The organism is Kribbella sp. VKM Ac-2566 (genome assembly GCF_004366005.1).
Lineage (GTDB): Bacteria > Actinomycetota > Actinomycetes > Propionibacteriales > Kribbellaceae > Kribbella > Kribbella pratensis.
On the sequence record NZ_SODT01000013.1, the window covers coordinates 180,259 to 204,802 of the forward strand.

Genomic DNA, 24,544 nt, shown 5'->3' on the forward strand with positions numbered 1-24,544 from the left:
GCATTAAGGTAAGCCGGGTGGGCTCTCTCCTGGTCGCCGGTACGACGTCCGACGCGGGCAAGACGACGGTCGTGACCGGGTTGTGCCGGTGGCTGGCGCGGCAGGGTGTTCGGGTGGCGCCGTACAAGGCGCAGAACATGTCGAACAACTCGATGGTCTGCGCGGACGGCACCGAGATCGGCCGCGCGCAGTGGATCCAGGCCGTCGCCGCCGGCGCCGAGCCCGAGGCCGCGATGAACCCGGTGTTGCTCAAACCGGGCAGCGACCGGCGCAGCCACGTCGTCCTGATGGGCGAGCCGTGGGGTGAGCTGTCCGCCCGCGGCTTCCTCACCGAGCGCGCGGAGCTGGCGAAGGCGGCGTTCGCGGCGTACGACGATCTCGCGTCGAGGTACGACGTGGTGATCAGCGAGGGCGCGGGCAGTCCGACCGAGATCAACCTGCGGCAGTCGGACTACGTGAACCTGGGGCTCGCGCAGCACACCAAGGCTCCGGTCGTCGTGGTCGGCGACATCGACCGCGGGGGAGTGTTCGCGTCGATGTTCGGGACCGTCGCGCTGCTGGACGCCGCCGACCAGACGCTGATCAGCGGGTTCCTGGTGAACAAGTTCCGCGGCGACGTCTCACTGCTGCAGCCGGGGATCGACATGCTCGCCTCGGTCACCGGCCGCCCGACGTACGGCGTACTGCCGTGGCTGCCCGAGCTGTGGCTGGACTCCGAGGACGCGCTGGACATCCCGGTACGGCGTACTTCGCCGGGCGACCTGTTGACGATCGCGGTGGTGCGGTTCCCGCGGATCAGCAACTTCACCGACCTGGACGCGCTCGCGGTGGAGCCGACGAACAGCGTGTTCTTCACCACGAGCCCGGGGGAGATCCGCGACGCCGACCTGGTCGTCCTGCCGGGCTCGCGCGCGACCAGTGCCGACCTGGAATGGTTGCGGTCCCTCGGTCTGGCCGACGCCGTGGCGGCACGGATCGCGGCGGGCCGTCCGGTGCTCGGCATCTGCGGCGGCTACCAGATGCTCGGCGCGACGATCTCCGACCCGTACGAGGTCGAGTCGGGTGGCTCGGAGACCGGTCTCGGGCTGTTGCCGGTAGCAACCACCTTTGCCCGGGAGAAGACGCTGGCCCGGCCGGCGCGAACGGCGTACGAGATCCATCATGGAGTCGTCGACGTGATCGGGGACGCGTCGGAGTTCCCGGGTGGCTGCCGCAGCGGCAACACGTGGGGCACGATCTGGCACGGTTTGCTCGACGACGACGCGGCGCGGCACGCGTTCCTCACCGAGGTCGCCGCGCTCACCGGCAAGCCCGCGCCGGACGGCTCGGTCTCGTTCGCAGGGCTGCGCGAGGAGCGGCTGGACCGCCTCGCCGACATGATCGACGAGTATGCCGACACCGCCGCGCTCCTGCACCTGATCGAGCACGGCGCACCATCCGTCCCGTTCATCCCCCCAGGAGCGCCGTGAAGTCTCACCTCCAGCAGTATCTCCAGGACACCCGGGCGCTGATGTTGGCCAAGCTCGACGGGCTGAGCGAGTACGACCGGCGTCGTCCGCTCGTGCCGTCCGGGACCAACCTGCTCGGGCTGGTCAAGCACCTGATCGGGATCGAGCAGGTGTACCTCGGCACGAGTGTCGGTCGCCCACCGGAGAAGCCGTTGCCCTGGAACGAGGACGGTTCGGTCTGGGGTGGTGCCGACATGTGGGCACTGCCGTCAGAGTCGACGGAGTACATCACTGGCCTCTACCGCGAGGCCTGCGCGCACAGCGACCTCTCCATCGCCGAGCTCGACCTGGACCATCCGGCCGAGGTGCCGCACTGGGTCGAAGGCCAACGCAGTACGACGTTCGGCGCGCTGCTGGTCCGCGTCGTCGACGAGACCGCACACCACGCCGGCCACGCGGACATCGTCCGCGAACTGATCGACGGCCAGGGCGGCAAGGACGCCGACCAGCTCGACGAGGCCGCCTGGACGAACTTCTACGCCAAGATCCAGCGAGCCGCGGACACGTTCCGGGATGGATGATTTCGAACGGCTGCGGGGTCGGTTGTTCGGGATTGCGTACCGGATGACCGGTACGGCGACGGATGCCGAGGAGATTCTGCAGGACGCGTGGCTGCGTTGGCAGGATGCCGACCGCGCGACCGTGCGTGATCCGGACGCGTACCTGGCGAAGATCGTCACGAACCTGTCCATCAAGCAGCTGACGTCGGCCCGGGCGCGGCGGGAGCTGTACGTCGGGCAGTGGCTGCCGGAACCTGTACTGACAGGGCGGGCCGAGTTCGACGCGCTCGGTCCGTTGGAGGTTGTGGCGGAGCGGGAATCGGTGTCGTTCGCGCTGTTGCTCCTGCTCGAACGGCTGACGCCTGCCGAGCGAGCGGCGTACGTGCTGCACGAGGCGTTCGCGTACGGGTACCGCGAGGTTGCCGAGCTGATCGGCACGTCGGAGGCGAACGCGCGGCAGTTGGCGTCACGGGCGGGGAAGAAGCTCAGCGCCGAGGGACCGAGCCAGCAGCCGGTCGACCGGGCAGGCTGGCGGAAGCTGGTCGAGCGGTTCATCGCGGCCGCGCGGCTGGGGGAGATCGAGGAGCTCGAGAAGCTGCTGGCCGAGGACGTGGAGTCGCGCGCCGACAGCGGTGGCAAGGTGTCCGCCGCGCGCAACGTGCTGGTCGGCCGCGACCGGGTCGCGCGCTACCTGTCCGGGGCGCTGCAGCGTTTCGGCGCCGGTATCGAGGCCCACCTGGCGGAGGCGAACGGCGGCCCCGCGCTGCTGGCCGTCGGGCCCAGCGGGACCATGGCGATCTGCTTCATCGGCATCGGACCGGACGGCATCACCGACGTGCAGTTCGTGATGAACCCGGAAAAGCTGGCCTTCGCCGTCGCCCAGTTGTCACAAATCGAAGGGCTACCCGATCTCAGCTGGTGACGGAGAGGACACCAGCAAATGAATTCCATCCTTGTCACCGGTGGAACCGGCACCCTGGGCCGGCCGACCGTGGCTCGACTGTGCGCCGCTGATCATCAGGTCCGGGTGTTGAGCCGGAAGCCCGGACCTGACCGGGTCGTCGGCGACCTGACGGCCGGCGAGGGACTGGCCGCCGCGATCGACGGGTCGGAGGTGGTTGTGCATCTGGCCACGAGCCAGGGCCGCCGGGACATCGAGCAGACTCGCAACCTGCTCAAAGCCGCCGCGGGTGTGCAGCACCTCGTGGTGATGTCGATCGCCGGCATCGACCGCATTCCGCTCGCGTACTACCGGCACAAGCTCGAGGTCGAGCGCCTGGTCGCCGAGTCCGGCGTGCCGTACACGATCCTGCGGGCTACCCAGTTCCACAACCTCGTCGATCGAGTCCTGAGCGCCCAGCGTTTCGTGCCGATGGTGCTCGCCCCCGCGATCCCGCTGCAGCCGATCGCGGTCGAGGACGTCGCGGTCCGGCTCGCCGAACTCGTCGACGAGCCTCCGGTGAACGGTCGCGTCGCGGACATCGGCGGTCCGGAGCGGCGGCCTGTTCTCGAACTGGCCCGGATGTGGAAGCAGGCGCGGTCCTCGTGCCGGCCGGTGCTGCCGTTGCGGCTGGGCGGCAAGATCTTCCGGGCGTACGCCGACGGCGCGGCGATGGTGGACGGTCCGGCGTACGGGCGGATCACCTTCGCGGACTACCTCCGATGAAGGGCTACGTCCGCGCGGTGCTGATCGTCTTCGCCGCGTTCGAGCTGGTTCTCGGTGGGTGGCTGACGTTCACTCCGAAGACCTTCTACGACCACGTGCCGACGGTCGACTGGACACCGCCGTACAGCGACCATCTCTTCCACGACTTCGGCGGTGCTTCGCTCGGGCTGGGGATCGTCCTGACCGCCGCCGCGATTCGCCTGGACCGCTACTTGGCGGCCGTGGCGCTGCTGGCGTATCTCGCGTTCTCGCTGCCGCACATGATCTTCCACCTCGCCCATCTCGAGGAAGGCGAGCCGGGATGGTCGGTCGTACTCGCCGCCGTCGTGATCCTGATGGTGGTCCTGCCGCTGACCGCTCTGGTGGGGACGCGCAAGTTGACTTGACGACTGTGACAGTAGAACTGTCACAATAGCGCCCATGGGTCCACTCGAGGGCGTGAAGGTGGTCGAGCTGGCCGGCCTCGGTCCGGCGCCGTTCGCGTGCATGATGCTCGCCGAGCTCGGCGCTGACGTGCTGCGGATCGATCGCCCCGGTGGCAGCGTGTCGATGGGCCCGCCGGAGCTGGATCTCGTCAACCGCGGCCGTCGGAGCGCTGCCTTGGATCTCAAGCAGCCCGCCGCCGTGGACGTCGTACGGCGGCTGGTCGCGCAGGCCGACGTACTGGTCGAAGGATTCCGGCCCGGGGTGGCCGAGCGGCTCGGGCTCGGGCCGGCGGACTGTCACGCGATCAATCCACGGCTCGTGTACGGGCGGATGACCGGGTGGGGGCAGGACGGTCCGCTCGCGCAAGCGGCCGGGCACGACATCGACTACCTCGCGCTGTCCGGCGCTCTGCATCTGATCGGGCGGGCCGACGGACCGCCGCAGGTGCCGGCGAACCTGCTCGGTGACTTCGCGGGCGGCTCGCTGTACCTGGTGATCGGCGTCCTCGCGGCGCTGAACGAGGCGCAGCGCAGCGGGCGGGGACAGGTCGTGGACGCGGCGATCGTGGACGGATCGGCGCACCTGACCACGATGCTGCTCGGGGCCCTCGCGGCCGGGTCGTGGCGGCAGGAGCGCGGGACGAACCTGCTGGACACCGGTGCGCCGTTCTACGACGTGTACGAGACCGCCGACGGGAAGCATGTCGCGGTCGGGGCGCTGGAACCGCAGTTCTACGCCGAGCTGATCGGCAAACTCGGTCTGGACGCGCCGGACCGCAACGATCCGTCGCAGTGGCCGGAGCTGCGGAAGGTTCTGGCCGAGGCGTTCCGGCAGCGGACTCAGGCGGAGTGGACCGAGCTGTTCGACGGCTCGGACGCCTGCGTCGCGCCAGTGCTGCCACTCGCCGGCGACCACCCGCACCTCGTTGCCCGAGGCACGTTCGTGGACCACCACGGCGTCCGGCAGGCGGCACCGGCGCCGCGCTTCGACCGTACGCCGACCCGCCTGGACCGACCGCCCGCGCGACCGGGGGAGCACACCCGGGAAGCGCTGGCCGACTGGGGAATCACCGACATCGACGGGCTGCTGGAGTCCGGCGCAGCCGTCCAGAACCAGCACCGCCCGAACTGAGAGGAACCGCCCGTGGAACGTCAGCTGTTCGACGCCGATCACGACGCCTTCCGGGAGACCGTCCGGTCGTTCTGCGACAAGGAGATCGTCCCGCACCACGACAGCTGGGAGGACGCCGGGATCGTCCCGCGGGAGCTCTGGACCGCGGCCGGTGCGGCGGGCCTGCTCGGCTTCATGATGCCGGAGCAGTACGGCGGGGGCGGCGTTCGTGACTTCCGGTTCAACACCGTGCTGATCGAGGAGCTGACCCGGGTTCGCGCCAGCGGGGTCGGCTTCACCATCCACACCGACATCAATTCGGCGTACCTGCTGGACTACGCGACCGACGAGCAGATGGCGCGCTGGCTGCCGGCGTTCTGTTCCGGGGAGACGATCACCGCGATCGCGATGACCGAGCCCGGGGCCGGCAGCGATCTGCAGGGCATCCAGACCACCGCTCGGCGCGACGGCGACCACTACGTGCTGAACGGGCAGAAAACCTTCATTTCCAACGGGATTCTCGCCGATCTGGTGATCGTCGTGGCCAAGACCGACCCGGACGCCGGGGCGCAGGGGATCTCGCTGATCGTGGTCGAGCGTGGAATGCCGGGGTTCGAGCGCGGGCGGAACCTGGACAAGATCGGGCTGAAGGCGCAGGACACCGCGGAGCTGTTCTTCGACGACGTCCGGGTTCCCGTGGACAACCTGCTCGGCGAGGAGGGCAAGGGTTTCGGCTACCTGATGGAGAAGCTGCCGCAGGAGCGATTGACGATCGCGGTGGTCGCGGCCGCCGCCTGCGAGAACATGCTCGAGGACACGCTGCGGTACGTGAAGGACCGCAAGGCGTTCGGCCGTCCGATCGGATCGTTCCAGAACAGTCGTTTCGTACTCGCGGAGCTCGCCACCGAGACCCAGATCGCCCGGGTGTTCGTCGACCGCTGCATCCAGGAACTCAACGCCGGAACGCTGACCGTGGCCGAGGCCGCGATGGCCAAGTGGTGGACCACCGAGCTGCAGAAGAAGGTCGTCGACCGGTGCCTGCAGTTGCACGGCGGATACGGCTTCATGACCGAGTACCCGATCGCGAAGGCCTACTTGGACACCCGCATCCAGACCATCTACGGCGGCACCACGGAGATCATGAAAGAGATCATCGGGCGAACGATGGGAGTCTAGACGCAGGGGAACCGTCGCACGGTGCGCACGTGGGGTGGCGCCGTCGCGACGGGTCCTGCGCCTGATCACCAGCCAGACGGTGTGAGCGTCCTGTGGTGGGTCTCACCGTGTGTCGTGCGCAACCCCTCCGGCGGCGCGACACACCTGGCGCCGAGGTCTTGGGCATGCCCGAACAGGCTCCGATCACCCTAACCCGTAAGTCAGCAAGGCGCCACGGCTTGTGACAACTACTCCGGCGACGGGGATGGGGTGAGATCCAGCCTGGCCTGGACGACGTCGTCGGCGACATCGGTCAGGCGACGGTTGTTGGTCCGAGCGTACGAACGCATCAAGGCGAAGGCCTCGTCGACATCCATGTCGAGGCTGTGGCTGAGGAATCCCTTCGCCTGCTCGATCAGGATCCGGCTGTTCAGAGCGGTCTGGAGCTGCTCGGTGACGATCTCCTGGCGGGCGAGAGCGCGTTGGTGCACGATGCCGATCGTGGCCGCGTCGGCCAGCGCCTGCCCCAGGGTGATGGTGTCGGCATCCAGTTCCCCGGTGGTCCTGCTGAACAGATTCACCGCCCCGAGGACTGTGTCGCGCAATCGCATCGGCAGCGCCTGCACCGAGAGATACCCGCCGCTGACAGCGGCTGCGGTGAAGCGGGGCCAGCGCCCTCGAGCAGTCCGCAGGTCCGGATGCTGCACCGAGCGGCCGGTGCTGAACGCGTCGAAACACGGGCCCTCGAGGTTCTGCAGCTGGTTCAGCTCGACCAGCCGGGCCTGTTCGGTGGAGGCCGCGACCAGGTTCAGCGCACCGTGATGATCGGCGAGGAGAATGCCACAGGCCGATACCCCCAGCAGTTCGCTGCAGCGCGCGGCGAGCCGGTCCAAGAACTCGATGACGTCGAAGTCGTCGACAAGCGTGTCCGACAGTTCGATGAACACCTCGCGCACTCTGCGGTCGGACGCACTCATCAGTTCTCCTCCTCTTCCTTCTCGGCCGTTCCGGGGTCATTCAGCTGCGGCTTCGGCGGTGGACCGCCCCCCGGGGGGTGATCACCGTCGAGGTGCAGGCGATCGGCCATCACGTCGATGGCGATCTTGTACAACGGCAAACCACTGCTGTACGCGTAGGCGCGCAGCCGGGCCAGCGCGTCGGTGACACTGATGCGCTGCTGGGAGGCGAGCCTGCCCGCGGCCTGGTGGACCTCGGCCCGGCGAGCGGTGAACGCAGCCTCGATCACCTGGTCCAGATCCGCGCTGACACCGTGACGGTTGTCCAGGGCGAGCACGAAGAGCGCATCGGCGAAGACCAGCGCCTGCTCCACTTGCTCGCGCTGCAATGGTCCCGGCTCCCGCCGGTAAACGGTCAGTACGCCGACCCTCGCGGCTCCGGCGGCGACCGGGAACGCGAAGACGCCGCACATACCCCGTTGGACACCAGCCGCGGCGAACGCCGGCCACCGCCGGCCGGCCGCGACCCCGCCGAGGTTCGCCTCGAGCACCGGCGCAGTGATGGCGGACGCGTCACCACTCGGCCCCTCGCCGAGCTCGAACTGGAGCTCGTCCAGTTCACCGATCTCCGGACCCGTGGCCAGCACCGGCTCGAGCAGTCCGCCATCGCGCGTCATCGCGAGCCCCGCGCCGGCCGCGGACAGCGCCTGTGAGCAGGCCGACACGGCGTGCGCGAGCGACGGGGCCGCGCCGTCGGCAACGGCTCTGATCGCTCCCCACACCTTCGCGCTACGGTCGTGATCCACCCAATCCGCCCATAATCGAACCGCCAGTGGGCGGAACTTCCACCCTAGCGGGATCGTCGAGATGTTGTTCATAGCGCGCCACCGAGAGACTCTGTGCGGCCACGCCCATGTCCACTCCGCCGGTCCAGCCGCCTGATCATGACCGGTACCCGATGCGGCGCTACTCATCCGTCGTTCGGAGTCTAGCCGCGTGTTCGGCCCGCTGCTCTCCCCGCGCGCGGGGAGAGCGTGATTGACTGCGTCCAGGAGCCGAGGGAGGTCGTTATGGGCATCGTGTCGCCAGGATTCACCGGTCGGCGCGGGGGTGGGAAGGATCTGCCGCCGGGGCAGTACCTGACGCACGAGTTCCCGGTGCTGTCGGCGGGGCCGACCCCGCACATCCTGACCGATCACTGGGAGTTCACGGTCACCACGGAGACCGGCGAGAAGTACAAGTGGGACTGGGCGGCCCTGATGGCGCTGCCGGCCGAGGAGATCACCAAGGACATCCACTGTGTGACACGGTGGTCCAAACTGCAGACAACCTGGAAAGGCGTCTCGCTCGACACGCTGCTCGCGGACGTCGAGACCGGCGCAGACTTCGCGATGGCGCACAGCTACGGCGGCTACACCACGAACCTGCCGCTCGACGACCTGCTCGACGGGCAGTCCTGGATCGCCTACGAGTACGACGGTGAGCCCCTGGACCCCGAGCACGGCGGGCCCGCGCGACTGCTCGTTCCGCACCTGTACTTCTGGAAGAGCGCCAAATGGGTCCGGGGCCTGGTGCTGTCCGACACCGAGGACCTCGGCTTCTGGGAGACCGCCGGCTATCACGAGTACGGAGACCCATGGAAAGAACAGCGATACGCCGGCGACTGACCGCGCGCATGTCTTGGCAGATCGCCACGGTGACCGACGTACGGCGGGAGACCGGGACGGCTCGCACGATCGTGCTCGACGTACCGGACTGGCCGGGGCATCTCGCGGGGCAGCATCTCGACGTACGGCTGACCGCGGAGGACGGGTACCGCGCATCGCGGTCGTATTCGGTCGCGTCGGCCTGGGACGGTTCGCACGGCTCGACGATCGAGCTGACCGTCGAGCAGGTGCCTGGCGGCGAGGTGTCGCCGTACCTCGTCGACGTGCTGAAGGTCGGGGATCCGTTGGAGATCCGGGGACCGGTCGGCGGGTGGTTCGTGTGGACGCCCGAGCAGGAAGGGCCGGTGCAGCTGATCGGCGGGGGATCGGGCGTCGTGCCGTTGCGGGCGATGCTGCAGGCTCATGCGGTCGCTGGTACGACGCCGGCGCGGTTGCTGTACTCCGTGCGGCGGCCGGAGTCGGTGATCTACGTGAGCGATCTGAAGGACCTGGCCGCCTCGGACAATGTCGACGTACGGCTCGTGTACACGCGGGAGGCGCCGGCCGGGGAGCCTCGGGTGGGGCGGATCGACGCGGAGCTGATCGAGCAGTACGCGTTCAAGCCCGAGGACGGCGCGACGACGTACGTGTGCGGGCCGACGCCGTTCGTGGAAACGGTGGCGAACCTGCTGGTTGCGGCCGGACACGATCCGGCCCGCGTCAGAACTGAACGCTTCGGCCCGACAGGAGGACCTCGATGAGCAACTACTTGGACGGCAACGCCGCCGCGGGGGCCCTCAGTGAATTGTTCGCGGTCGACCTCACCGCAGCCATTGCCCAGTGCAACGGCTGCGGCAACACCACCGTCTTCGCCGAGTCCCGCGTGTACGTCGACGCCCCCGGCACAGTCGCCCGCTGCGCCGGCTGCGACACGGTCCTGCTCCGCGTAGTAACGACCCCCACCAACACCTACCTGGACCTCCGAGGCCTCACCTACCTCCGAGTCCCCAACTCGTAGGACACCCGGGGGCATGTTGGGGGGTCAGCGGGGTTTTTGCTGGGTTCGGCGGATGGTGTCTCTTTGGGTTTCGCCTACGGCTCGTTCGTAGGCCAGGACCAGGCCTTGGATGGTGACTGGTTTGAAGCGTTCTACCAGTTGCTGGATGTGCTCCGGGGGGCCGCCGGAGTCGCGGTAGTGGGGCCAGACCTTGGTGCGGAACACCTCGGTCAGTTCCTCGGCGATCGCGCGGCCGTGCTCGGTGAAGATCCGGCCGGCGTCCAGCACCGCCTCGACCGGGAGGTCCAGGTCGAGCAGCTCGACGCCGAGGCTCAGATGCGCGGTCGCGACCTGGAACACGTCCTCGTCCGGTGTCGGTTCGACCACCCCGAGCGCCACCAGCATCTCGATGTCGTCGTCGTTCAGCTCCCGGCCGGTACGCCGTACCAGTGCCGCGCGATCAAGCGTTTCGGGCAGATCGCGCATCCACGGGGTCAGCAGCGTCCGGTGCAGCGCGATGTCCTGCGGTGTCGCGTCGGTGGGGATCCGGTCCAGGTACCCCTCGATCGCCTGCAGCGTGAACCCGTGCGCCTGTAGCTCACGCACCAGGTCGAGCCGCGCGATGTGCTCCGGTCCGTAGTACCCGACCCGCCCGCGCCGGATCGGCGGCGGAATCAGCCCGCGCCCCGCATAGAACCGCAACGTGCGCACCGTCATCCCGACCCGGGTCGACAGCTCATCGACCGTCAGGGTCGCGTCCCCCGCCACTTCCGACATGGCGGAGATCATAACGGCCCCCACTTGACCACCATGACAGCGTTACTGTCACAATCACCCCTATGACCAGCGAAGCCTTTCTGTACGACGCGATTCGGACACCGCGCGGCAAGGGCAAGCCCACCGGTGCGCTGCACGAGGTCAAGCCGATCCAGCTGATCACCGGACTGCTGCAGGAGCTGCGGACCCGGCATCCCGACCTGGATCCGGCTGCCATCGACGACGTGGTGCTCGGGGTCGTGACGCCGATCGGCGACCAGGGCATGGACATCGCGCGGACCGCCGTACTGATGGCCGGCTATCCCGAGACGACCGGTGGCGTGCAGTTGAACCGCTTCTGCGCCTCGGGCCTCGAGGCCGTCAACCAGGCAGCGCAGCGGGTGCGGTCCGGCTGGGAGGACTTCATCCTGGCCGGCGGCGTCGAGTCGATGTCCCGCGTGAAGATGGGCTCCGACGGCGGCGCCTGGGCGATGGACCCGGAGACCGCCCTCGAGACCGGGTTCATCCCGCAGGGCATCAGCGCGGACCTGATCGCGACCATCGACGGCTTCTCCCGGACCGACGTCGACACCTACGCCGCCGAGTCGCACGCGCGGGCCGCGAAGGCGTGGGCGAACGGGTACTTCGCGCGTTCCGTCGTACCGGTCGTCGATCGCAACGGCCTGCGGATCCTGGACCACGACCAGCTCGTCCGGCCCGGGACGTCCGTCGAGACGCTGGCCGGGCTGCCGTTGTCGTTCGCGGCGATCGGGGAGCACGGCGGGTTCGACTCGGTCGCGCTGGAGAAGTACCTGACCGTCGAGCGGATCTCGCATGTGCACCATGCGGGTAACTCGTCGGGCATCGTCGACGGTGCGGCCCTGGTTGCTGTCGGCAACGAGAAGGCCGGCGCGGCGCTCGGTCAGGCGCCGCGCGGCCGGGTGGTCGCGACCGGCGTCAGCGGCGCGGATCCGACGATCATGCTGACCGGCCCGGCGCCGGCCGCCCGCAAGGCGCTGGCCAGGGCCGGGCTCGAGGTCGACGACATCGACCTGTTCGAGATGAACGAGGCGTTCGCGGCCGCGGTCATGCATTTCATGAAGGATCTCGGCGTACCGCACGAGAAGGTGAACGTGAACGGCGGCGCGATCGCCCTCGGCCACCCGCTGGGCGCCACCGGCGCGATGCTGATCGGAACCCTGCTGGACGAGCTGGAGCGCCGCGAACTCCGCTACGGACTGGCCACCCTGTGCGTCGGCGGCGGGATGGGCGTCGCGACGATCATCGAAAGGCTCCCAGCGTGAACAGCATGATCGAGTGGAAGAACGACGCCGGTGTCGTCACGCTGACGATGAACGACCCGGACGCCTCCGCGAACACGATGAACGACGCGTACGTCGAGGCAATGGGCCGGACGGTCGAACGCCTGGTCGCCGAGAAGGCGCTGATCAAGGGCGTGATCGTGACGTCGGCGAAGTCGACGTTCTTTGCCGGCGGCAACTTGCAGCAGCTGTCGCAGATCCAGCCGTCGGACGCCGCGCAGGTGTTCGAGACGATCGAGGAGGTCAAGCGGCAGCTCAGGACCCTGGAGACGTTGGGCGTCCCGGTCGTTGCCGCGATCAACGGGTCCGCGCTCGGCGGCGGGCTCGAGATCGCGCTCGCCTGCCACCACCGGATCGTTGCCGACGACAACCGGATCGAGATCGGCGTACCCGAGGTGACGCTCGGCCTACTGCCCGGCGGCGGGGGAGTGACCCGCACGGTCCGGATGCTCGGACTGCAGGACGCGCTGATGAAGGTGCTGCTGCAGGGCCAGCGGATGAAGCCCGCGCACGCGGCGAGTGTGGGCATCGTGGACGAGGTCGTGCCGGCCGGGGACCTGCTCGACGCGGCCCGCCGGTGGATTTCGACGTACGACGGTGATGCCAAACAGCCCTGGGACCGCGACGGGTACAAGATCCCCGGCGGTACGCCGTCCTCGCCGAAGCTGGCCGCGTTCCTGCCCGCGTTCCCGGCGAACCTGCGCAAGCAGCTCAAAGGCGCGCCGTACCCGGCGCCGCGGGCGATCATGAGCGCCGCGGTCGAGGGCAGCCAGGTCGACTTCGAGACCGCCTCACGGATCGAGTCGCGGTACTTCGTGTCGCTGGCGACCGGACAGATCGCGAAGAACATGATCCAGGCGTTCTTCTTCGACCTGCAGGCGATCAACGCGGGTGGGTCGCGGCCCGCCGGCGTACCGAAGTACGCGGCGCGCAAGGTCGGTGTGCTCGGCGCCGGGATGATGGGCGCGGGAATCGCCTATGTGTGCGCGAAGGCCGGTCTCGAGGTTGTGCTCAAAGATGTTTCTTTGGAGGCGGCTGCGCGCGGAAAGGAATACTCCGAGAAGCTGCTGGCGAAACAGGTCGCGAAAGGCCGGACTTCGGCCGAACAGGTCACGGAGTTCCTGAGCCGGATCACGCCGACCGGGGACCCGAACGACCTGGCCGGGTGCGACCTGGTGATCGAGGCCGTGTTCGAGGACAGCGGGCTCAAGCAGAAGGTGTTCGCGGAGATCGCCGACGTGGTCGAGCCGGACGCGCTGCTCTGCTCGAACACCTCCACGCTGCCGATCACCGCGCTCGCCGACGGCGTCGACCGGCCGGACGACTTCATCGGCATGCACTTCTTCTCGCCGGTCGACCGGATGCCGCTGGTCGAGCTGATCGTGGGGGAGAAGACCTCGGACCGGGCGATCGCGCAGGCGTACGACGTCGTACGGCAGATCAAGAAGACGCCGATCGTGGTCAACGACAGCCGTGGGTTCTTCACGTCGCGCGTGTTCGGCACGCTCGTCATGGAAGGCGCCGCGATGGTCGCCGAGGGGGTCGACCCGGTCATGATCGAGCGCGCCGCGACCCAGGCCGGGTTCCCGGCGCCGCCGCTGGCGATGCTGGACGAGGTGACGCTGACGCTGCCGCAGAAGATCCGGGACGCCGCTCGGGCGGCGGGTGACAGCGCGGGCGCGTTCGACGACCATCCTGGGATGGCGGTGACCGACCGGCTCGTCAACGAGTTCGGCCGGCGCGGCAAGGCGGCCGGTGCGGGGTTCTACGACTACCCGGCCGACGGCCCGAAGCATCTGTGGCCTGGGTTGCGGGAGCACTTCGCTGCCGGCGCCGACGTCCCGCTCATCGATCTGCAGGAGCGGATGCTGTTCGCGATGGCGCTCGAGACGGTGAAATGCCTCGACGAGGGCGTGTTGCGCTCGGTGCCGGACGCCAACATCGGGTCGATCTTCGGCATCGGGTTCCCGCCGCTGCACGGCGGCGCGTTGCAGTACGTGAACGCCTATGGTGTGCAGAAGTTCGCAGAACGTGCACGCGAACTGGCAGCGACGTATGGCGCCCGCTTCGAACCGCCGGCCCTGCTGGACCGGAAGGCGGCGGCGGGCGAGATCTTCGGCTGATCACGGGCCGATACCAACTCAAGCAAATTCCACACATTCGAACAAATAGCAGCGCGCCCGGTCTTGCGCCGGGCGCGCTTTTGAGCCATTGTGCTGCCACTTCTACAACGATTGACCTGCAGTACCGTGTGCCAGAACTCGGAGATGCTTAACACCGTTAAGTACCTCGGAACCGTGCGTCCCCTGCGACGTTCCCTCTCGGGAAGGTGGAATTCATGCCTGCTCATGTTCCGAACGCCGGACTGTCCCGGCGCGACCTGCTCAAGCGAACCGGCGGCCTGGCCGCCCTCGCCGCATTCACCGCGGCCTGTGGTGGCAACACCGGCCGACCGTCGTCCGGAGGGGGAAGCGGCGGCTCGAAGCCGAACCTGTCGCAGTGGTACCACCAGTACGGCGAGACCGGGACCCAGCAGGCGGCGCTGAAGTACGCCAAGGCGTACCCCGACGCGAACGTCGCAGTGCAGTGGACGCCGGGTGACTACGACGCCAAGCTCGCGTCCGGCCTGCTGTCCAGCAAGGGCCCGGACGTCTTCGAGGGCCACTTCAACATCAGCATGGTGAAGAGCAACCAGGTGGTGGCGCTGGACGACATCATGGCCGACGTCAAGGACGACTTCCAGCCCGGCGACCTGGCCACGAACACCCTGGACGGCAAGATCTACGGGATCCGGATGATCATCGACCCGCAGGTCATCTACTACAAGAAGAGCCTGCTGGACAAGGCCGGGATCAAGCCGCCGGAGACGATCGACGACCTGATCTCCGCGGCCAAGGAACTCACCACGAACAAGGTGAAGGGCATCTACGTCGGTAACGACGGCGGCAACGTCATGGGTGGTCCGGCCCTGTACTCGTCCGGCGGGGAGTTCCTGACCAAGGACAACAAGCCCGGCTTCACCGGTGATCGCGCGGCCCAGGCCTTCGGCAAACTGCACGAGCTGTACGCCAGCAAGAGCATCCTGCTCGGTGCCCCCACGGACTGGTGGGACCCGACCGCGATCAACCAGGGTCTGGTCGCGATGCAGTGGATCGGGATGTGGGCGGTGCCGGGCATGCAGAAGGCGCTCGGCGACGACATCGGCGTGATCCCGTTCCCGAAACTCGACGCGCAGGCCAAGCCGGCCGTCTACTCCGGCGGCTGGACGCAGTTCGTGTCGGCCAAGAGCGCCAACGTCGAGGCGGCGAAGAAGTACGTCAAGTGGCTGTGGATCGACAAGTCCGAGTACCAGGAGGACTGGTCGCTGAACTACGGCTTCCACATCCCGCCGCGCAAGAGCCTCGCGGCCAAGGCCGCCAAGCTGCAGAGCGGCGTCGCCGCCGACACGGTCAAGCTGACCCAGGACTACGGCTACACCGACAACCCGGCCTGGACGCCGAAGATGAACACGGCGTTCGGTGACATGCTCACCAACATCATCAAGAAGGGAGCCGACCCCGCTGCCGAGATTGCCAAGACCGAGAAAACCGTCAACAGCGAGCTGTCTCGGCTGTTCGGATGAGCGCTTCGGTCAAAACCGCCACGGATGCCGCCACCACCGGTGAGCGGCGGCGCCCCAAGCGGCACAAGGGGATCGCCGGAAACTCGCTGTCGTTCTGGCTGTTCGTCGGTCCGTTCGTGGTCGGCCTGCTGGTGTTCTCCTACCTGCCGATCATCTGGAGCCTGATCCTCAGCTTCTTCGAGGCGTACAACACGGCTACGCCATCGAAGTTCGTCGGCCTGCAGAACTACGTCGACATGCTCACCGACCACAACTTCCTGTCCAGCCTGGGCACGTTCACGATCTTCGCGGTCTTCATCGTTCCGCTGACGTTCGTGCTGTCGCTGGCGCTGGCGTTGCTGGTCAACCAGGTGAAGATCGCCCGGTCCTTCTTCCGGTCGGTGTTCTTCCTGCCCACGGCCTGCTCGTACGTCGTCGCGTCGCTGATTTGGCGGTTGTCGATCTTCAACGGCGTCCGGTTCGGTCTCGCGAACACGGTGCTCGGCTGGTTCGGGATCGACAACATCGCCTGGCTCTCCACGGTCGATCCGCCGTGGTACTGGCTTCCGCTCGTCACCGTGCGACTGTGGCTGCAACTCGGGTTCTACATGATCCTGTTCATCGCCGGGTTGCAGCGAATCTCGCCGGCGCTCTACGAGGCGGCGTACGTGGACGGGGCGAATCCTGGCTGGCAGGTGTTCCGGTACATCACCTTGCCGCAACTGCGAGCGACGTCGGTCGCCGTACTGATCCTGAACCTGATCGCGGCGTACCAGGCGTTCGACGAGTTCTACAACCTGATCGGGAACGTGAACTACGCACGGCCGCCGCTGGTGTACCTGTACGGCATCTCGCTGGGCTCGATCCAGGACCTCGGTCACGGGTCGGCGGGTGCGCTCATCCTGGCGGTGATCATCATGCTCGTGACGCTGCTGCAGAGCCGGATCTTCGGGTTCGGAAAGGCGGGTGACTGATGGCTGCCTCGGAGCGTACGACGGGAACGCCGCAGCCGATCGGGTTCAGCCGGACCACCATCGGCCGGATCGGGACGGTGCTGCGCTGGATCGCGCTGTTCATCGCGGTCGTGCTGTTCCTGCTGCCGTTCTACCTGATCCTGCGCAACGCGTTGTCCACCGAGGCGGACATCACGGCGCCGGACTGGACGTTGTTCCCGTCGGACCTGCAGTGGGGGAACATCAGCCAGTTGTTCAACGACACCGAGGTGCCGATCGCGCGGGCTCTCTACAACTCCGCTGTGGTCGGGATCCTGGGGACGGCGGGACAGTTGCTGCTGGCATCGATGGCGGGGTACGGGCTGGCCCGCATTCCCTATCGGCACGCGGACAAGATCTTCTACGCGATCGTCGCGACGCTGATGATCCCGGCAGCGGTGACGTTCATCCCCAGCTTCATCGTGGTGTCGTCGCTCGGGTGGGTGTCGTCGCTGCGTGGCCTGATCATTCCCACGCTGTTCAGCGGGTTCGCAGCATTTCTTTTCCGGCAGTATTTCCTCGGATTTCCGAAGGAACTGGAGGAGGCGGCGCGGGTCGACGGCGCCGGGTACTTCGGGGTGTTCTGGCGGATCGTCGTACCGAACTCCCTGCCGTTCTTCGCGGCACTCGCGGCGATCACGTTCATCGGCAACTGGAACTCGTTCCTGTGGCCGCTCGTGATCGGCCAGGACTCGTCGTCGTGGACGATCCAGGTGGCGATGTCGACGTTCGTCACCGCCCAGACCATCAACATCCACGAACTGTTCATGGCGGTGGCCGTCTCGATCCTCCCGCTGGTCCTGATCTTCGCCTTCCTCCAGCGCTACCTGATCCAAGGCGTCACCCAGTCCGGCATCAAGGACTGACTCGGACACCGCTGCGCGGCGACTGTCTTGTTGGCCGCCTCCGGCGGCGCCGCGATCTGTCCCGTCGACCACCGCCTCCGGCGAGGCTTTCCGAACCGGCGGGGAGTCCACCAGGCTCCCCGCCACCTGGAGTGTCAGCTGGGGGTGGGTTGGCGGTCGGCGAGTTTCAGGTAGATGACGCCGGTGATGATGACGGCCAGCCAGAGGGTTTTGGTGGGGGTGAGGGATTCGTCGAAGAAGACCGGGCCCAGGAGGGCGGCGCCGGCTGAGCCGAGGCCTGCCCAGGTGGCGTAGCCGATGCTGACCTCGATGGTGCGTAGGGCCTGGCTGAGGGCCCAGAGGGTGAGCAGGAAGAACACGCCGGCCGCGACGGACCATTGCCACACGGTGAAGGCGTGGCTGCCTCCGACCGAGAGCGCGTACCCGACTTCGAAGGCGCCGGCGAGCAGCAGCGTGAACCACGCGGTGCGGGACGACTGAGGCTTGGCGTTCATGCGATCACGATCCGCTCGAGAGTTGGAGCCCGACGACGCCGCCGATGACCAGGGCGATACCGATGGCCTTGTGCCAGGTCAGTTTCTGGCCGAAGAGGAGCGCGCCGAGCAGGGTGATGCCGACGCCGGCGAGCGAGGTCCACACGGCGTACCCGACGCCGACGTCGAAGGTGAGGAGGGCGCGGCTCAGGAAGTACGTGCCGAGTCCGCCGGTGACGAGGGTCGCGGCGGTCCAGCCGCGGTGTTTGAAGCCTTGCGCCTTGCCGGCCGAGATCGCCACGGCGATCTCGAACACGACGGCGATCGCGAGGTAGAGCCAGTGCATGAAGTCCCTCCAGGGATAGTGCGACCCCTTGAGGGTGGAACTTCACACTGGTGTCAAGTGCAACACTGGGTGCATGAGGATCGGAGAGCTCGCCGAGGCCACCGGCGTCAGCACACGCTCTTTGCGGTACTACGAGGAGCAGGACCTGATCCGCTCGAGTCGCACCCCGGGCGGGTGGCGCGACTTCGACGAGTCGATGGTCGAGCGGGTCGTGATGATCCAGCACCTGTTCGCGGCCGGGCTCGGCAGTGCCATCATCGGTGAGCTGTTGCCGTGCCTCGACGCGCCACCCGAAGAGCGCACCGGCGTACTGGAGGTGCTGCTCGCCCAGGAGGTCCAGCGCCTCGAGACGAAACGCCGCGAGATCGACCGCGAACTCGACGTACTCCAAGCGCTACGCCAAGAAACCCTCGCGCCCCGCTGAGACGCGGCCTGTCCGGAGGTCTTACGGGTGCGTGTCCGTGATCCCGATGACCTCGTCGAGGCGGTCCAGGGCGGCCTGCAGGTCGTCGACCTTGGCCTGGATGCGGTCGCGCTCGGCACGCAGCATGGCTCGCTGCTCGGCGTCGGTGTGCCCGGAGTCCCAGCAGGGCAGGAGCTCCGCGATCCTCTGGCTGGTCAGGCCGGCGGCGTACATCTGCTGGAAGAAGCGCACCAGGGTGACTGCGTCCTGCCGATAGAGGCGCTGGCCCGACGGGCTGCGCTCCGGTGTGAGCAGCCCCTGCTGCTCGTAGTAGCGCACGGCGCGTACCGAGACGCCGGCGCCCCGCGCCACCTCCCCGATGCGGAGCACCGGCTCGGCCGACGTCTCCGTGACGGTCATGGTGACTCCTCTCACATCGGTTCCGGCGGCCAGCACTTGCCCCTGACGTCAACGTCAGGTTTTAGCGTACCGGGCATGGACATCAACAACTCAGTCGCCCTTGTCACCGGAGCCAACCGAGGCCTGGGTCGCGCCTTCGCCCAGCGTCTCCTCGATCGGGGCGCGCGCAAGGTCTACGCCACGGCTCGCCGTCCCGAGAGTGTGGACCTGCCCGGCGTGGAGGTGCTGGCCCTCGACGTCACCGACCGCGCGTCCGTGCGGGCAGCGGCCGCGGCGGCCCCCGACGTCTCGCTGCTTGTCAACAACGCGGGCATCCAGACGGGGACCGACCTCGTGACCGGTTCCTTGGACGCGATCCGGCTCGAGTTGGAGACCAATATGCTCGGCCCCCTGGGTCTGACCCGGGAGCTCGCGCCGGCCCTTGCCAGGAACGGAGGGGGTGCGATCGTGAACGTCCTGTCCGCGATGTCGTGGTTCGGGACCAGCGGCGGCCACGCCTACCATCTGAGCAAGGGCGCCGCGTGGGCCATGACCAACAGCGTCCGCCTGGAGCTCGCCGAGCAGGGCACCATCGTGACGGGCGTTCACCTGGGCCTGGCAGACACCGACATGGCGGCCGGCTGGCCCGTGGACAAAATCGCGCCGTCGGACCTGGCCGACGCTGCGCTCGACGGTGTCGAGGCGGGCGCCGCCGAAGTCCTCGCCGACCAGTGGAGCAGGGACATCAAGTCCCGGCTGTCGCTGTCGCCCGAAGAGTTCAACGCCGCGATGGACCGCGCCCTGGCAACGCTGACGACCGCCTGACGTGCCGTCACCTGGTGGCAGTTATGTTCCGGAAAGCCGGTGAGCCCAGAAGAGCGTGTGCCCGCCGGACCCTTCAGGGACGAAGGATTCGGCGTCGATGGTGAGCCCGGCCGCCGTGAGCCAGCTGCGGTACGTCGCCGTGTCGGTGTGGCTCCACCACATGGGGGCGCCACCGCCCAGCCAGTTGTCCTCGGTGCCGGTCCACGCGGTGTGGCCCGTCGTACAGAGGAAGCAACCACCGGGCCGGAGCCACGTGGCGATCCGCGCGAGGAGTTGCTGCTGCTCGTCCAGCGGCAGGTGGATCAGTGCGTAGAGCGAGACAACAGCATCGAACGACTCGGGTGGGAACTCGAGCGACATCGCGTCGGCGTTGACGAATTCGGCCTGCGGTACGAGTTCGCGTGCGCGGCTGATCTGAACCTCGCTGATGTCCACGCCGACCACGTGGTGCCCGGCGGCCGTGAGTGCGCGAGCCACGGGTACGCCGCTGCCGCATCCCACGTCGAGCACCCGGCCGGTGGTCCCAAGTCGCGCGATCAGCTCGTCGATCCAGGACTCGTACTTCGAGTCGGCGCCGGTGGCGTCGTCGTACCGGCGCGAGAGTACGTCGTACCCACGCCGTACAACCTGCTTCGGACCCTCCACGCCAAGGACGCTAACCCGTTCGGCGAAGCGCGGCGAGTTGATTCTGACGATCGGCGCGATGGTCCAGCACGGACGGGCGTCGGTCGGCTGATTGAGCCAGTGTGTGAGCACGGACGCTGGGGGAGAGGTGGTCGACGTAGACGGTGCCGCCGAGGTGTTGGGTTTCATGGATCAGGCAGCGGGCGAGGTAGCCGGTCGACTCGAGCGTGAACGAGCGGCCGTTGACGTCGTACGCGTGCAGGGTCGCGCGGGCCGGACGCTCCAGTACGGCGTTGGCACCGGGTACGGACAGGCAGCCTTCGGTGCCGCGCTGGGTGCCGACCAGGGCGGGCGCGGTCTCGATCCTCGGGTTGAAGGCGTGCCCGACATGGCGGTCGCCGTACTCGTCGGTGAGGTCGTAGACGAAGAGTTGTGCGTCGACGTCGACCTGGTTCGCGGCCAGGCCACAGCCCTCGGCGATCCACATCGTCGTGAACATGTCGTCGATCAGCCCGCCCCAGCGCGCGGCGCCGTACTCGGTCACCGGCCGGCACGGGCGGTGCAGGATCTCCTCGCCGTACTCCGTGATGCGCAGCGGCGTGCCACGTCGTACCTCGTCCGTCACCTCGGGCAGGCGACGGCTCGGGCTGCCCAGGATGTACGTCGGCATGCAAAGACCGTACTCTGCAAAGTACGAGCTTTGCAAAGGTGTCGATAGGATGCCCGCCATGGAGAGCAGTACGCCGAACCGTCGGGACGTCGTCCGCGCGCACCCGCTGCGGGAAGCGCTCCTGGCGCTGATCGATCGGGACGGTACGACGACCTCTACGATCGCCGCGCGCGAGCTGGGGGAGAGCACCGGCTCGTGCTCGTTCCACCTGCGCCGGCTGGAGGCGCTCGGGGTGATCGAGCCGGAGCCGGGCGCGGCGGGCCGCGTGAAGCCGTGGCGCCGGGTGCGGGCGGAGCAGTCGACGCTCAACCGCGAACTCGAGGACACCTCGTACGCGAGCTGGTTGGCCGCGAGAACCTCCGACGACGAGGACTTCGCGTTCAGCGAGGTCGTCAGCCTCGCGGACGGCGAACTCGCCGAACTCCGCGCCCGTCTCCACCGAGTCCTCCGCGACTTCACCACCACCGAACCAACCTCCGGCACCGCCACCGCTGTCATCATCCGCGCCTTCCCGCTGCGCGAGGAGTAATTGCGTAGGTCGGGGAACCTTCTCGGGAGTTGCCGCGTCAGCGGGGAAGATGCCATTCGCAGCAGGCACAAGTTCGCGCCTGGCCCCCCGAGTGTGGAGCTTCCATGACCGACCGCCCAGCGGAGCCGGATCCCCGTCCCGCCGTACCCCCACCCGCCCCCGGGTATGGGCAGCAGCCCATCTCCGGCTATCCCCAATCAGGTGCCGCCCAGCACCAGTGGCAGACCAGCGCCTATCCGCAACAGCCCCCTCCGCCCGCAGGCCACGGGTACCCGCAGCACCTTTGGCCGGAGCACGCGCAGCAGCATGTTGCCGCCGTGCCGCCCGGAGTCGATCGGCGGATGGGCTCGGCCGTGCTGGGTGTCCTCGCGCTGTTGCTCGGCCTGGCCGGGCTGGTCGCGCCGTTGCTGCCGTTCTCGAACCTCGTCGACCGGTTCCCGATCCGCCAGTACCTGGCCTTCCCGTTCGCCCTACCGGCCCTGGCCCTGGCGATCGCAGGGCTCGCCGGCAACCGCCGCGGAAAGCCAGCGGCAGCTATCGGCCTGATCCTCGCGCTTCTCGCCCTGGGCGTCGGCGCGATCATGGTCTACAACTACGACTTCCGCAGCTGAGTGCACGGCCCCGAGATCGTCAGGCGGTGGCCCTCGGACAGGACCAGGGCGAACGTGCGGCGGGATCACGGTGTGTCCTCGGGCGGCGTCGACCCGACCAGACCGGCGGCGAGCGCGGCGTCGTACAGGGGATCGACGAGTACGCCGACCTCGACGGTGATCGTGACGGCCAAGACGTCACCGGCTGCCCGTCGTACCTCCAGCCCGCTCTGACCGTTCCACTCGGTGAACCCGAGCCGTGCGAAGTCCTCAGCATGCCGGTGCTCCTCGGAATCAGGTCAGGCGGTGGCGTGTTTTCTGGCTACGGTCGGGCTATGCGGAGTGTGAGGCGGGAGCAGGCGATTGCCTACCGGCTGCGGGTCAACAACCTGGTCGAGCGGCTGCCGGTGGGCTTGCATGAGGAGGCGGCGTACGTCGGGTTGCAGGACACTGCGCCGCGGGACGCGTTGCTCGGGTTGCATGCGCGGATGGCGGGGTGTTCGCCGGCGGACTGGGAGCACCCGTCGCTGATCCAGACGTACAGTCCGCGGGCGGCGGTGTACGTGTTGCCGCTGCGGGACTTCGGGGTGTTCACGCTGGGGCGGATGCCGCTGGATTCGCGGCGGATCGACGTACTCGCGGAAAACGTGTGCCGGACGCTGGGTGGGCAGGAGCGGCGCGGGGCCGGGATTCACGGGCTGCGTGAGGCGTGTGCGAGTGGGCGGATCGCGGTGCGGTGGGACACGACGTCGCTGTGGGCGCGTGAGGTGCCGCGCCCGGACATCGACGTGGCCGACGCACGGCTGGAGCTCTGCCGACGGCACGTTCATTGCTTCGGGCCCACAACGCCGAAGGTGTTCACGTGGTGGTCCGGGATGTCGCCGGCCGATGCGCGCGCGGTGTGGGATGCAATCGCCGATGAGTTGGTCGAGGTCGACTTCGACGGCGTACCCGGCTGGGTACTTCGGGACGACGCGGACCATCTGTGGTCGGCGGAGGCGCCGCGTGGATTGCGGTTGCTGGCGGCACCGGATCTGCGGCTGTTCGGTCGCGACCGCGACGGCCGGTTCATCGCGCCCGGTCTGCGGGCCCTGACCGCGGCTGCCGACTCCTTCCATCCCAACGGTTTGCTGATCGACGGGCGGATCGTCGGTGCTTGGGGCCGGAAAGGCGGCCACGTCGACGTGGTGCTGTCGGAGAAGCTCGGTCAGGAGCAGTACGACGACCTGTGCGCGGAGGTCGCGACCCTGCCGGTTCGAGATCCGCGGCTCTCAGTCCACTGACTCGAGCGGCTTGCGGTCGCTGTGGAAGGTGGCACGTAGGAGGTCGACGTCGACTTCGGGGAGGTGGTGTTCGACGAGGTCGAAGGTCTCCTCGATGAGGTCGTGCAGGGTCTGCGCGCCCTCGGGGGCGGGGCGGTCGAAGACGGCGCGGATGCGGGCGGCGAGAGACGGTGGCGCCAAGGGGAGGTCGAGCGCGTCGAGGCGTTTGAAGGCGAGCACGTGACCGCTGTACCGCCCGTTGAGGGCGTAGAGGACGCTGAGAAGCTGGTTGGTCATGCGCACGAACTCGCGCGCGACCAGGAGCGGGTTGTCGCGCTCGAAGAACATCCGCCAGCGCCAGAACTTCTCGATGTTCCCGTTGTGCCGTACGACGGCGACCGCCAAATCACGTGGGTACGTCGCCACGCGCTCCTGCCAGCCCGCGATGAGCTCCGCCCGCGGCCCGATCACCTCGCGGCCGTCGATGATCCCCTGAGCCAACTGCATGACCTGGCCATCGGGTTTGCCCTTGAGCAACTCGTCCAAGGCGCGTTCGACGGTCTGCGTCAGCGTGTGGGCGACTTCGACCATCAGCCCGTCCGGCCGCGGCTCGCCCAGGTACAGCTGGTCGTCCCACGGCGGACCGTCGACGTTCACCAACCGCACCTCAGCTGCTCCCGCGACCGCGAGACGCTCAGCAGGCGTCGGCGGCCGTCGCCAGAACACGCCGATCTCGACATCCGACCAGCGATCCGCGTCGCCACGGGCAGTCGAGCCACCCAGCATCACCGCGTCGACGCCTTCCACAGCGGCGTACCAGTCGAGAACGGGCCGCACCATCTGCCGTCGCCAGCGTGCCGCCTCGGTCACCATCACCGCAGTAGATCACGGGGGCGGCCGACGGATCGGGGACAATCGGCAC

At 68.1% G+C, this 24,544-nt stretch carries 29 protein-coding genes; 20 read left to right on the plus strand and 9 right to left on the minus strand.

What is annotated here, in order from left to right; translation table 11 throughout:
• The first annotated feature begins 17 nt into the window (after nt 1-17).
• Genes EV647_RS31535 through EV647_RS31565 form a run of 7 tightly spaced genes read left to right on the plus strand, consistent with a single transcriptional unit; the run spans nt 18 to nt 6,386 of the window.
• Entirely contained in the window at nt 18-1,469 is a 1,452-nt protein-coding gene (locus tag EV647_RS31535; protein ID WP_134009474.1) for a cobyric acid synthase, read from the plus strand.
• On the plus strand, nt 1,466-2,029 hold the full coding sequence (locus tag EV647_RS31540; protein ID WP_238177490.1) for a DinB family protein: 564 nt from the start codon (nt 1,466-1,468) through the stop codon (nt 2,027-2,029). Before EV647_RS31535 ends, EV647_RS31540 begins: the two co-directional genes overlap by 4 nt.
• Nucleotides 2,022-2,930, plus strand: coding sequence for an RNA polymerase sigma factor SigJ (gene sigJ / locus EV647_RS31545; protein WP_134009476.1), 909 nt, complete (start codon nt 2,022-2,024; stop codon nt 2,928-2,930). Before EV647_RS31540 ends, sigJ begins: the two co-directional genes overlap by 8 nt.
• Before the next feature lie 18 nt (nt 2,931-2,948).
• On the plus strand, nt 2,949-3,674 hold the full coding sequence (locus EV647_RS31550) for an SDR family oxidoreductase (RefSeq protein ID WP_134009478.1): 726 nt from the start codon (nt 2,949-2,951) through the stop codon (nt 3,672-3,674).
• Entirely contained in the window at nt 3,671-4,060 is a 390-nt protein-coding gene (locus EV647_RS31555; RefSeq protein ID WP_134009480.1) for a hypothetical protein, read from the plus strand. The genes EV647_RS31550 and EV647_RS31555 overlap by 4 nt, the downstream gene beginning before the upstream one ends.
• A gap of 34 nt (nt 4,061-4,094) precedes the next feature.
• Entirely contained in the window at nt 4,095-5,231 is a 1,137-nt protein-coding gene (locus EV647_RS31560; RefSeq protein ID WP_134009482.1) for a CaiB/BaiF CoA-transferase family protein, read from the plus strand.
• A 12-nt stretch (nt 5,232-5,243) separates the two neighbouring features.
• On the plus strand, nt 5,244-6,386 hold the full coding sequence (locus tag EV647_RS31565; RefSeq protein ID WP_134009485.1) for an acyl-CoA dehydrogenase family protein: 1,143 nt from the start codon (nt 5,244-5,246) through the stop codon (nt 6,384-6,386).
• 227 nt (nt 6,387-6,613) lie between these two features.
• On the opposite strand, the gene EV647_RS31570 is transcribed toward EV647_RS31565, so the two are convergent.
• The gene (locus EV647_RS31570) at nt 6,614-7,342 is read right to left on the minus strand and encodes a GAF and ANTAR domain-containing protein (RefSeq protein WP_134009487.1); all 729 of its coding nucleotides are present in this window, start codon (nt 7,340-7,342) and stop codon (nt 6,614-6,616) included.
• A complete protein-coding gene (locus tag EV647_RS31575; protein ID WP_134009489.1) occupies nt 7,342-8,127 on the minus strand; it encodes an ANTAR domain-containing protein in 786 nt (261 codons plus the stop codon). The genes EV647_RS31570 and EV647_RS31575 overlap by 1 nt, the downstream gene beginning before the upstream one ends.
• A 264-nt stretch (nt 8,128-8,391) precedes the next feature.
• Here EV647_RS31575 and EV647_RS31580 point away from each other — a divergent pair, with 264 nt between their 5' ends.
• Genes EV647_RS31580 through EV647_RS31590 form a run of 3 tightly spaced genes read left to right on the plus strand, consistent with a single transcriptional unit; the run spans nt 8,392 to nt 9,985 of the window.
• A complete protein-coding gene (locus EV647_RS31580) occupies nt 8,392-8,988 on the plus strand; it encodes a sulfite oxidase-like oxidoreductase (protein ID WP_134009491.1) in 597 nt (198 codons plus the stop codon).
• A gap of 8 nt (nt 8,989-8,996) precedes the next feature.
• On the plus strand, nt 8,997-9,728 hold the full coding sequence (locus EV647_RS31585) for a ferredoxin reductase (protein WP_238177491.1): 732 nt from the start codon (nt 8,997-8,999) through the stop codon (nt 9,726-9,728).
• The gene (locus tag EV647_RS31590) at nt 9,725-9,985 is read left to right on the plus strand and encodes a DUF6510 family protein (RefSeq protein ID WP_134009495.1); all 261 of its coding nucleotides are present in this window, start codon (nt 9,725-9,727) and stop codon (nt 9,983-9,985) included. The genes EV647_RS31585 and EV647_RS31590 overlap by 4 nt, the downstream gene beginning before the upstream one ends.
• Before the next feature lie 24 nt (nt 9,986-10,009).
• On the opposite strand, the gene EV647_RS31595 is transcribed toward EV647_RS31590, so the two are convergent.
• Nucleotides 10,010-10,741 (minus strand): MerR family transcriptional regulator, encoded by a 732-nt coding sequence (locus EV647_RS31595; RefSeq protein WP_166679776.1) that lies wholly within the window; start codon nt 10,739-10,741, stop codon nt 10,010-10,012.
• Nucleotides 10,742-10,803: 62 nt separating this feature from the next.
• On the opposite strand from EV647_RS31595, the gene EV647_RS31600 reads away from it, so the two are divergent.
• From EV647_RS31600 to EV647_RS31620, 5 genes are all read left to right on the plus strand, one after another.
• Nucleotides 10,804-12,024: an acetyl-CoA C-acetyltransferase gene (locus EV647_RS31600; RefSeq protein WP_134009497.1), complete on the plus strand. Its 1,221-nt coding sequence runs from the start codon at nt 10,804-10,806 to the stop codon at nt 12,022-12,024.
• 5 nt (nt 12,025-12,029) lie between these two features.
• Nucleotides 12,030-14,165 (plus strand): 3-hydroxyacyl-CoA dehydrogenase NAD-binding domain-containing protein, encoded by a 2,136-nt coding sequence (locus EV647_RS31605; protein ID WP_134009499.1) that lies wholly within the window; start codon nt 12,030-12,032, stop codon nt 14,163-14,165.
• 215 nt (nt 14,166-14,380) lie between these two features.
• The gene (locus EV647_RS31610; RefSeq protein ID WP_134009501.1) at nt 14,381-15,664 is read left to right on the plus strand and encodes an ABC transporter substrate-binding protein; all 1,284 of its coding nucleotides are present in this window, start codon (nt 14,381-14,383) and stop codon (nt 15,662-15,664) included.
• Entirely contained in the window at nt 15,661-16,617 is a 957-nt protein-coding gene (locus EV647_RS31615; RefSeq protein ID WP_134009503.1) for a carbohydrate ABC transporter permease, read from the plus strand. The genes EV647_RS31610 and EV647_RS31615 overlap by 4 nt, the downstream gene beginning before the upstream one ends.
• Nucleotides 16,617-17,501, plus strand: coding sequence for a carbohydrate ABC transporter permease (locus EV647_RS31620; protein WP_134009505.1), 885 nt, complete (start codon nt 16,617-16,619; stop codon nt 17,499-17,501). The genes EV647_RS31615 and EV647_RS31620 overlap by 1 nt, the downstream gene beginning before the upstream one ends.
• Before the next feature lie 134 nt (nt 17,502-17,635).
• Here the strand turns inward: EV647_RS31620 and EV647_RS31625 are convergent, their stop codons facing one another.
• Together EV647_RS31625 and EV647_RS31630 are read right to left on the minus strand one after the other, a co-directional pair.
• A complete protein-coding gene (locus EV647_RS31625) occupies nt 17,636-17,995 on the minus strand; it encodes a multidrug efflux SMR transporter (RefSeq protein ID WP_134009507.1) in 360 nt (119 codons plus the stop codon).
• A gap of 4 nt (nt 17,996-17,999) precedes the next feature.
• On the minus strand, nt 18,000-18,320 hold the full coding sequence (locus EV647_RS31630) for a multidrug efflux SMR transporter (RefSeq protein ID WP_134009509.1): 321 nt from the start codon (nt 18,318-18,320) through the stop codon (nt 18,000-18,002).
• Between the two features lie 73 nt (nt 18,321-18,393).
• Here EV647_RS31630 and EV647_RS31635 point away from each other — a divergent pair, with 73 nt between their 5' ends.
• Complete coding sequence (locus tag EV647_RS31635) at nt 18,394-18,744, plus strand: MerR family transcriptional regulator (protein WP_134009511.1); 351 nt, start codon at nt 18,394-18,396, stop codon at nt 18,742-18,744.
• 21 nt (nt 18,745-18,765) lie between these two features.
• Here EV647_RS31635 and EV647_RS31640 read toward each other — a convergent pair whose 3' ends face one another.
• Nucleotides 18,766-19,143 carry a MerR family transcriptional regulator gene (locus EV647_RS31640; RefSeq protein WP_134009513.1) on the minus strand — a complete coding sequence of 126 codons (378 nt, stop codon included), beginning with the start codon at nt 19,141-19,143 and terminating at the stop codon, nt 18,766-18,768.
• 75 nt (nt 19,144-19,218) lie between these two features.
• Between EV647_RS31640 and EV647_RS31645 the strand changes: the two genes are divergently transcribed.
• Nucleotides 19,219-19,947, plus strand: coding sequence for an SDR family oxidoreductase (locus tag EV647_RS31645; RefSeq protein WP_134009515.1), 729 nt, complete (start codon nt 19,219-19,221; stop codon nt 19,945-19,947).
• Nucleotides 19,948-19,968: 21 nt separating this feature from the next.
• Here EV647_RS31645 and EV647_RS31650 read toward each other — a convergent pair whose 3' ends face one another.
• Both EV647_RS31650 and def read right to left on the minus strand, forming a co-directional pair.
• Nucleotides 19,969-20,592: a class I SAM-dependent methyltransferase gene (locus EV647_RS31650; protein ID WP_166680469.1), complete on the minus strand. Its 624-nt coding sequence runs from the start codon at nt 20,590-20,592 to the stop codon at nt 19,969-19,971.
• A 10-nt stretch (nt 20,593-20,602) separates the two neighbouring features.
• Entirely contained in the window at nt 20,603-21,241 is a 639-nt protein-coding gene (def, locus tag EV647_RS43190) for a peptide deformylase (RefSeq protein ID WP_134009519.1), read from the minus strand.
• 49 nt (nt 21,242-21,290) lie between these two features.
• Here def and EV647_RS31660 point away from each other — a divergent pair, with 49 nt between their 5' ends.
• From EV647_RS31660 to EV647_RS31670, 3 genes are all read left to right on the plus strand, one after another.
• On the plus strand, nt 21,291-21,770 hold the full coding sequence (locus EV647_RS31660) for a winged helix-turn-helix domain-containing protein (protein WP_166680473.1): 480 nt from the start codon (nt 21,291-21,293) through the stop codon (nt 21,768-21,770).
• A gap of 104 nt (nt 21,771-21,874) precedes the next feature.
• Complete coding sequence (locus EV647_RS31665) at nt 21,875-22,381, plus strand: hypothetical protein (RefSeq protein WP_134009523.1); 507 nt, start codon at nt 21,875-21,877, stop codon at nt 22,379-22,381.
• 314 nt (nt 22,382-22,695) lie between these two features.
• Complete coding sequence (locus EV647_RS31670; RefSeq protein ID WP_166680474.1) at nt 22,696-23,643, plus strand: DNA glycosylase AlkZ-like family protein; 948 nt, start codon at nt 22,696-22,698, stop codon at nt 23,641-23,643.
• Here EV647_RS31670 and EV647_RS31675 read toward each other — a convergent pair.
• Nucleotides 23,632-24,495, minus strand: a complete 864-nt coding sequence (locus EV647_RS31675) for a nucleotidyltransferase domain-containing protein (protein WP_134009527.1) — start codon at nt 24,493-24,495, stop codon at nt 23,632-23,634. The genes EV647_RS31670 and EV647_RS31675 overlap by 12 nt on opposite strands.
• Between the last annotated feature and the right edge of the window lie 49 nt (nt 24,496-24,544).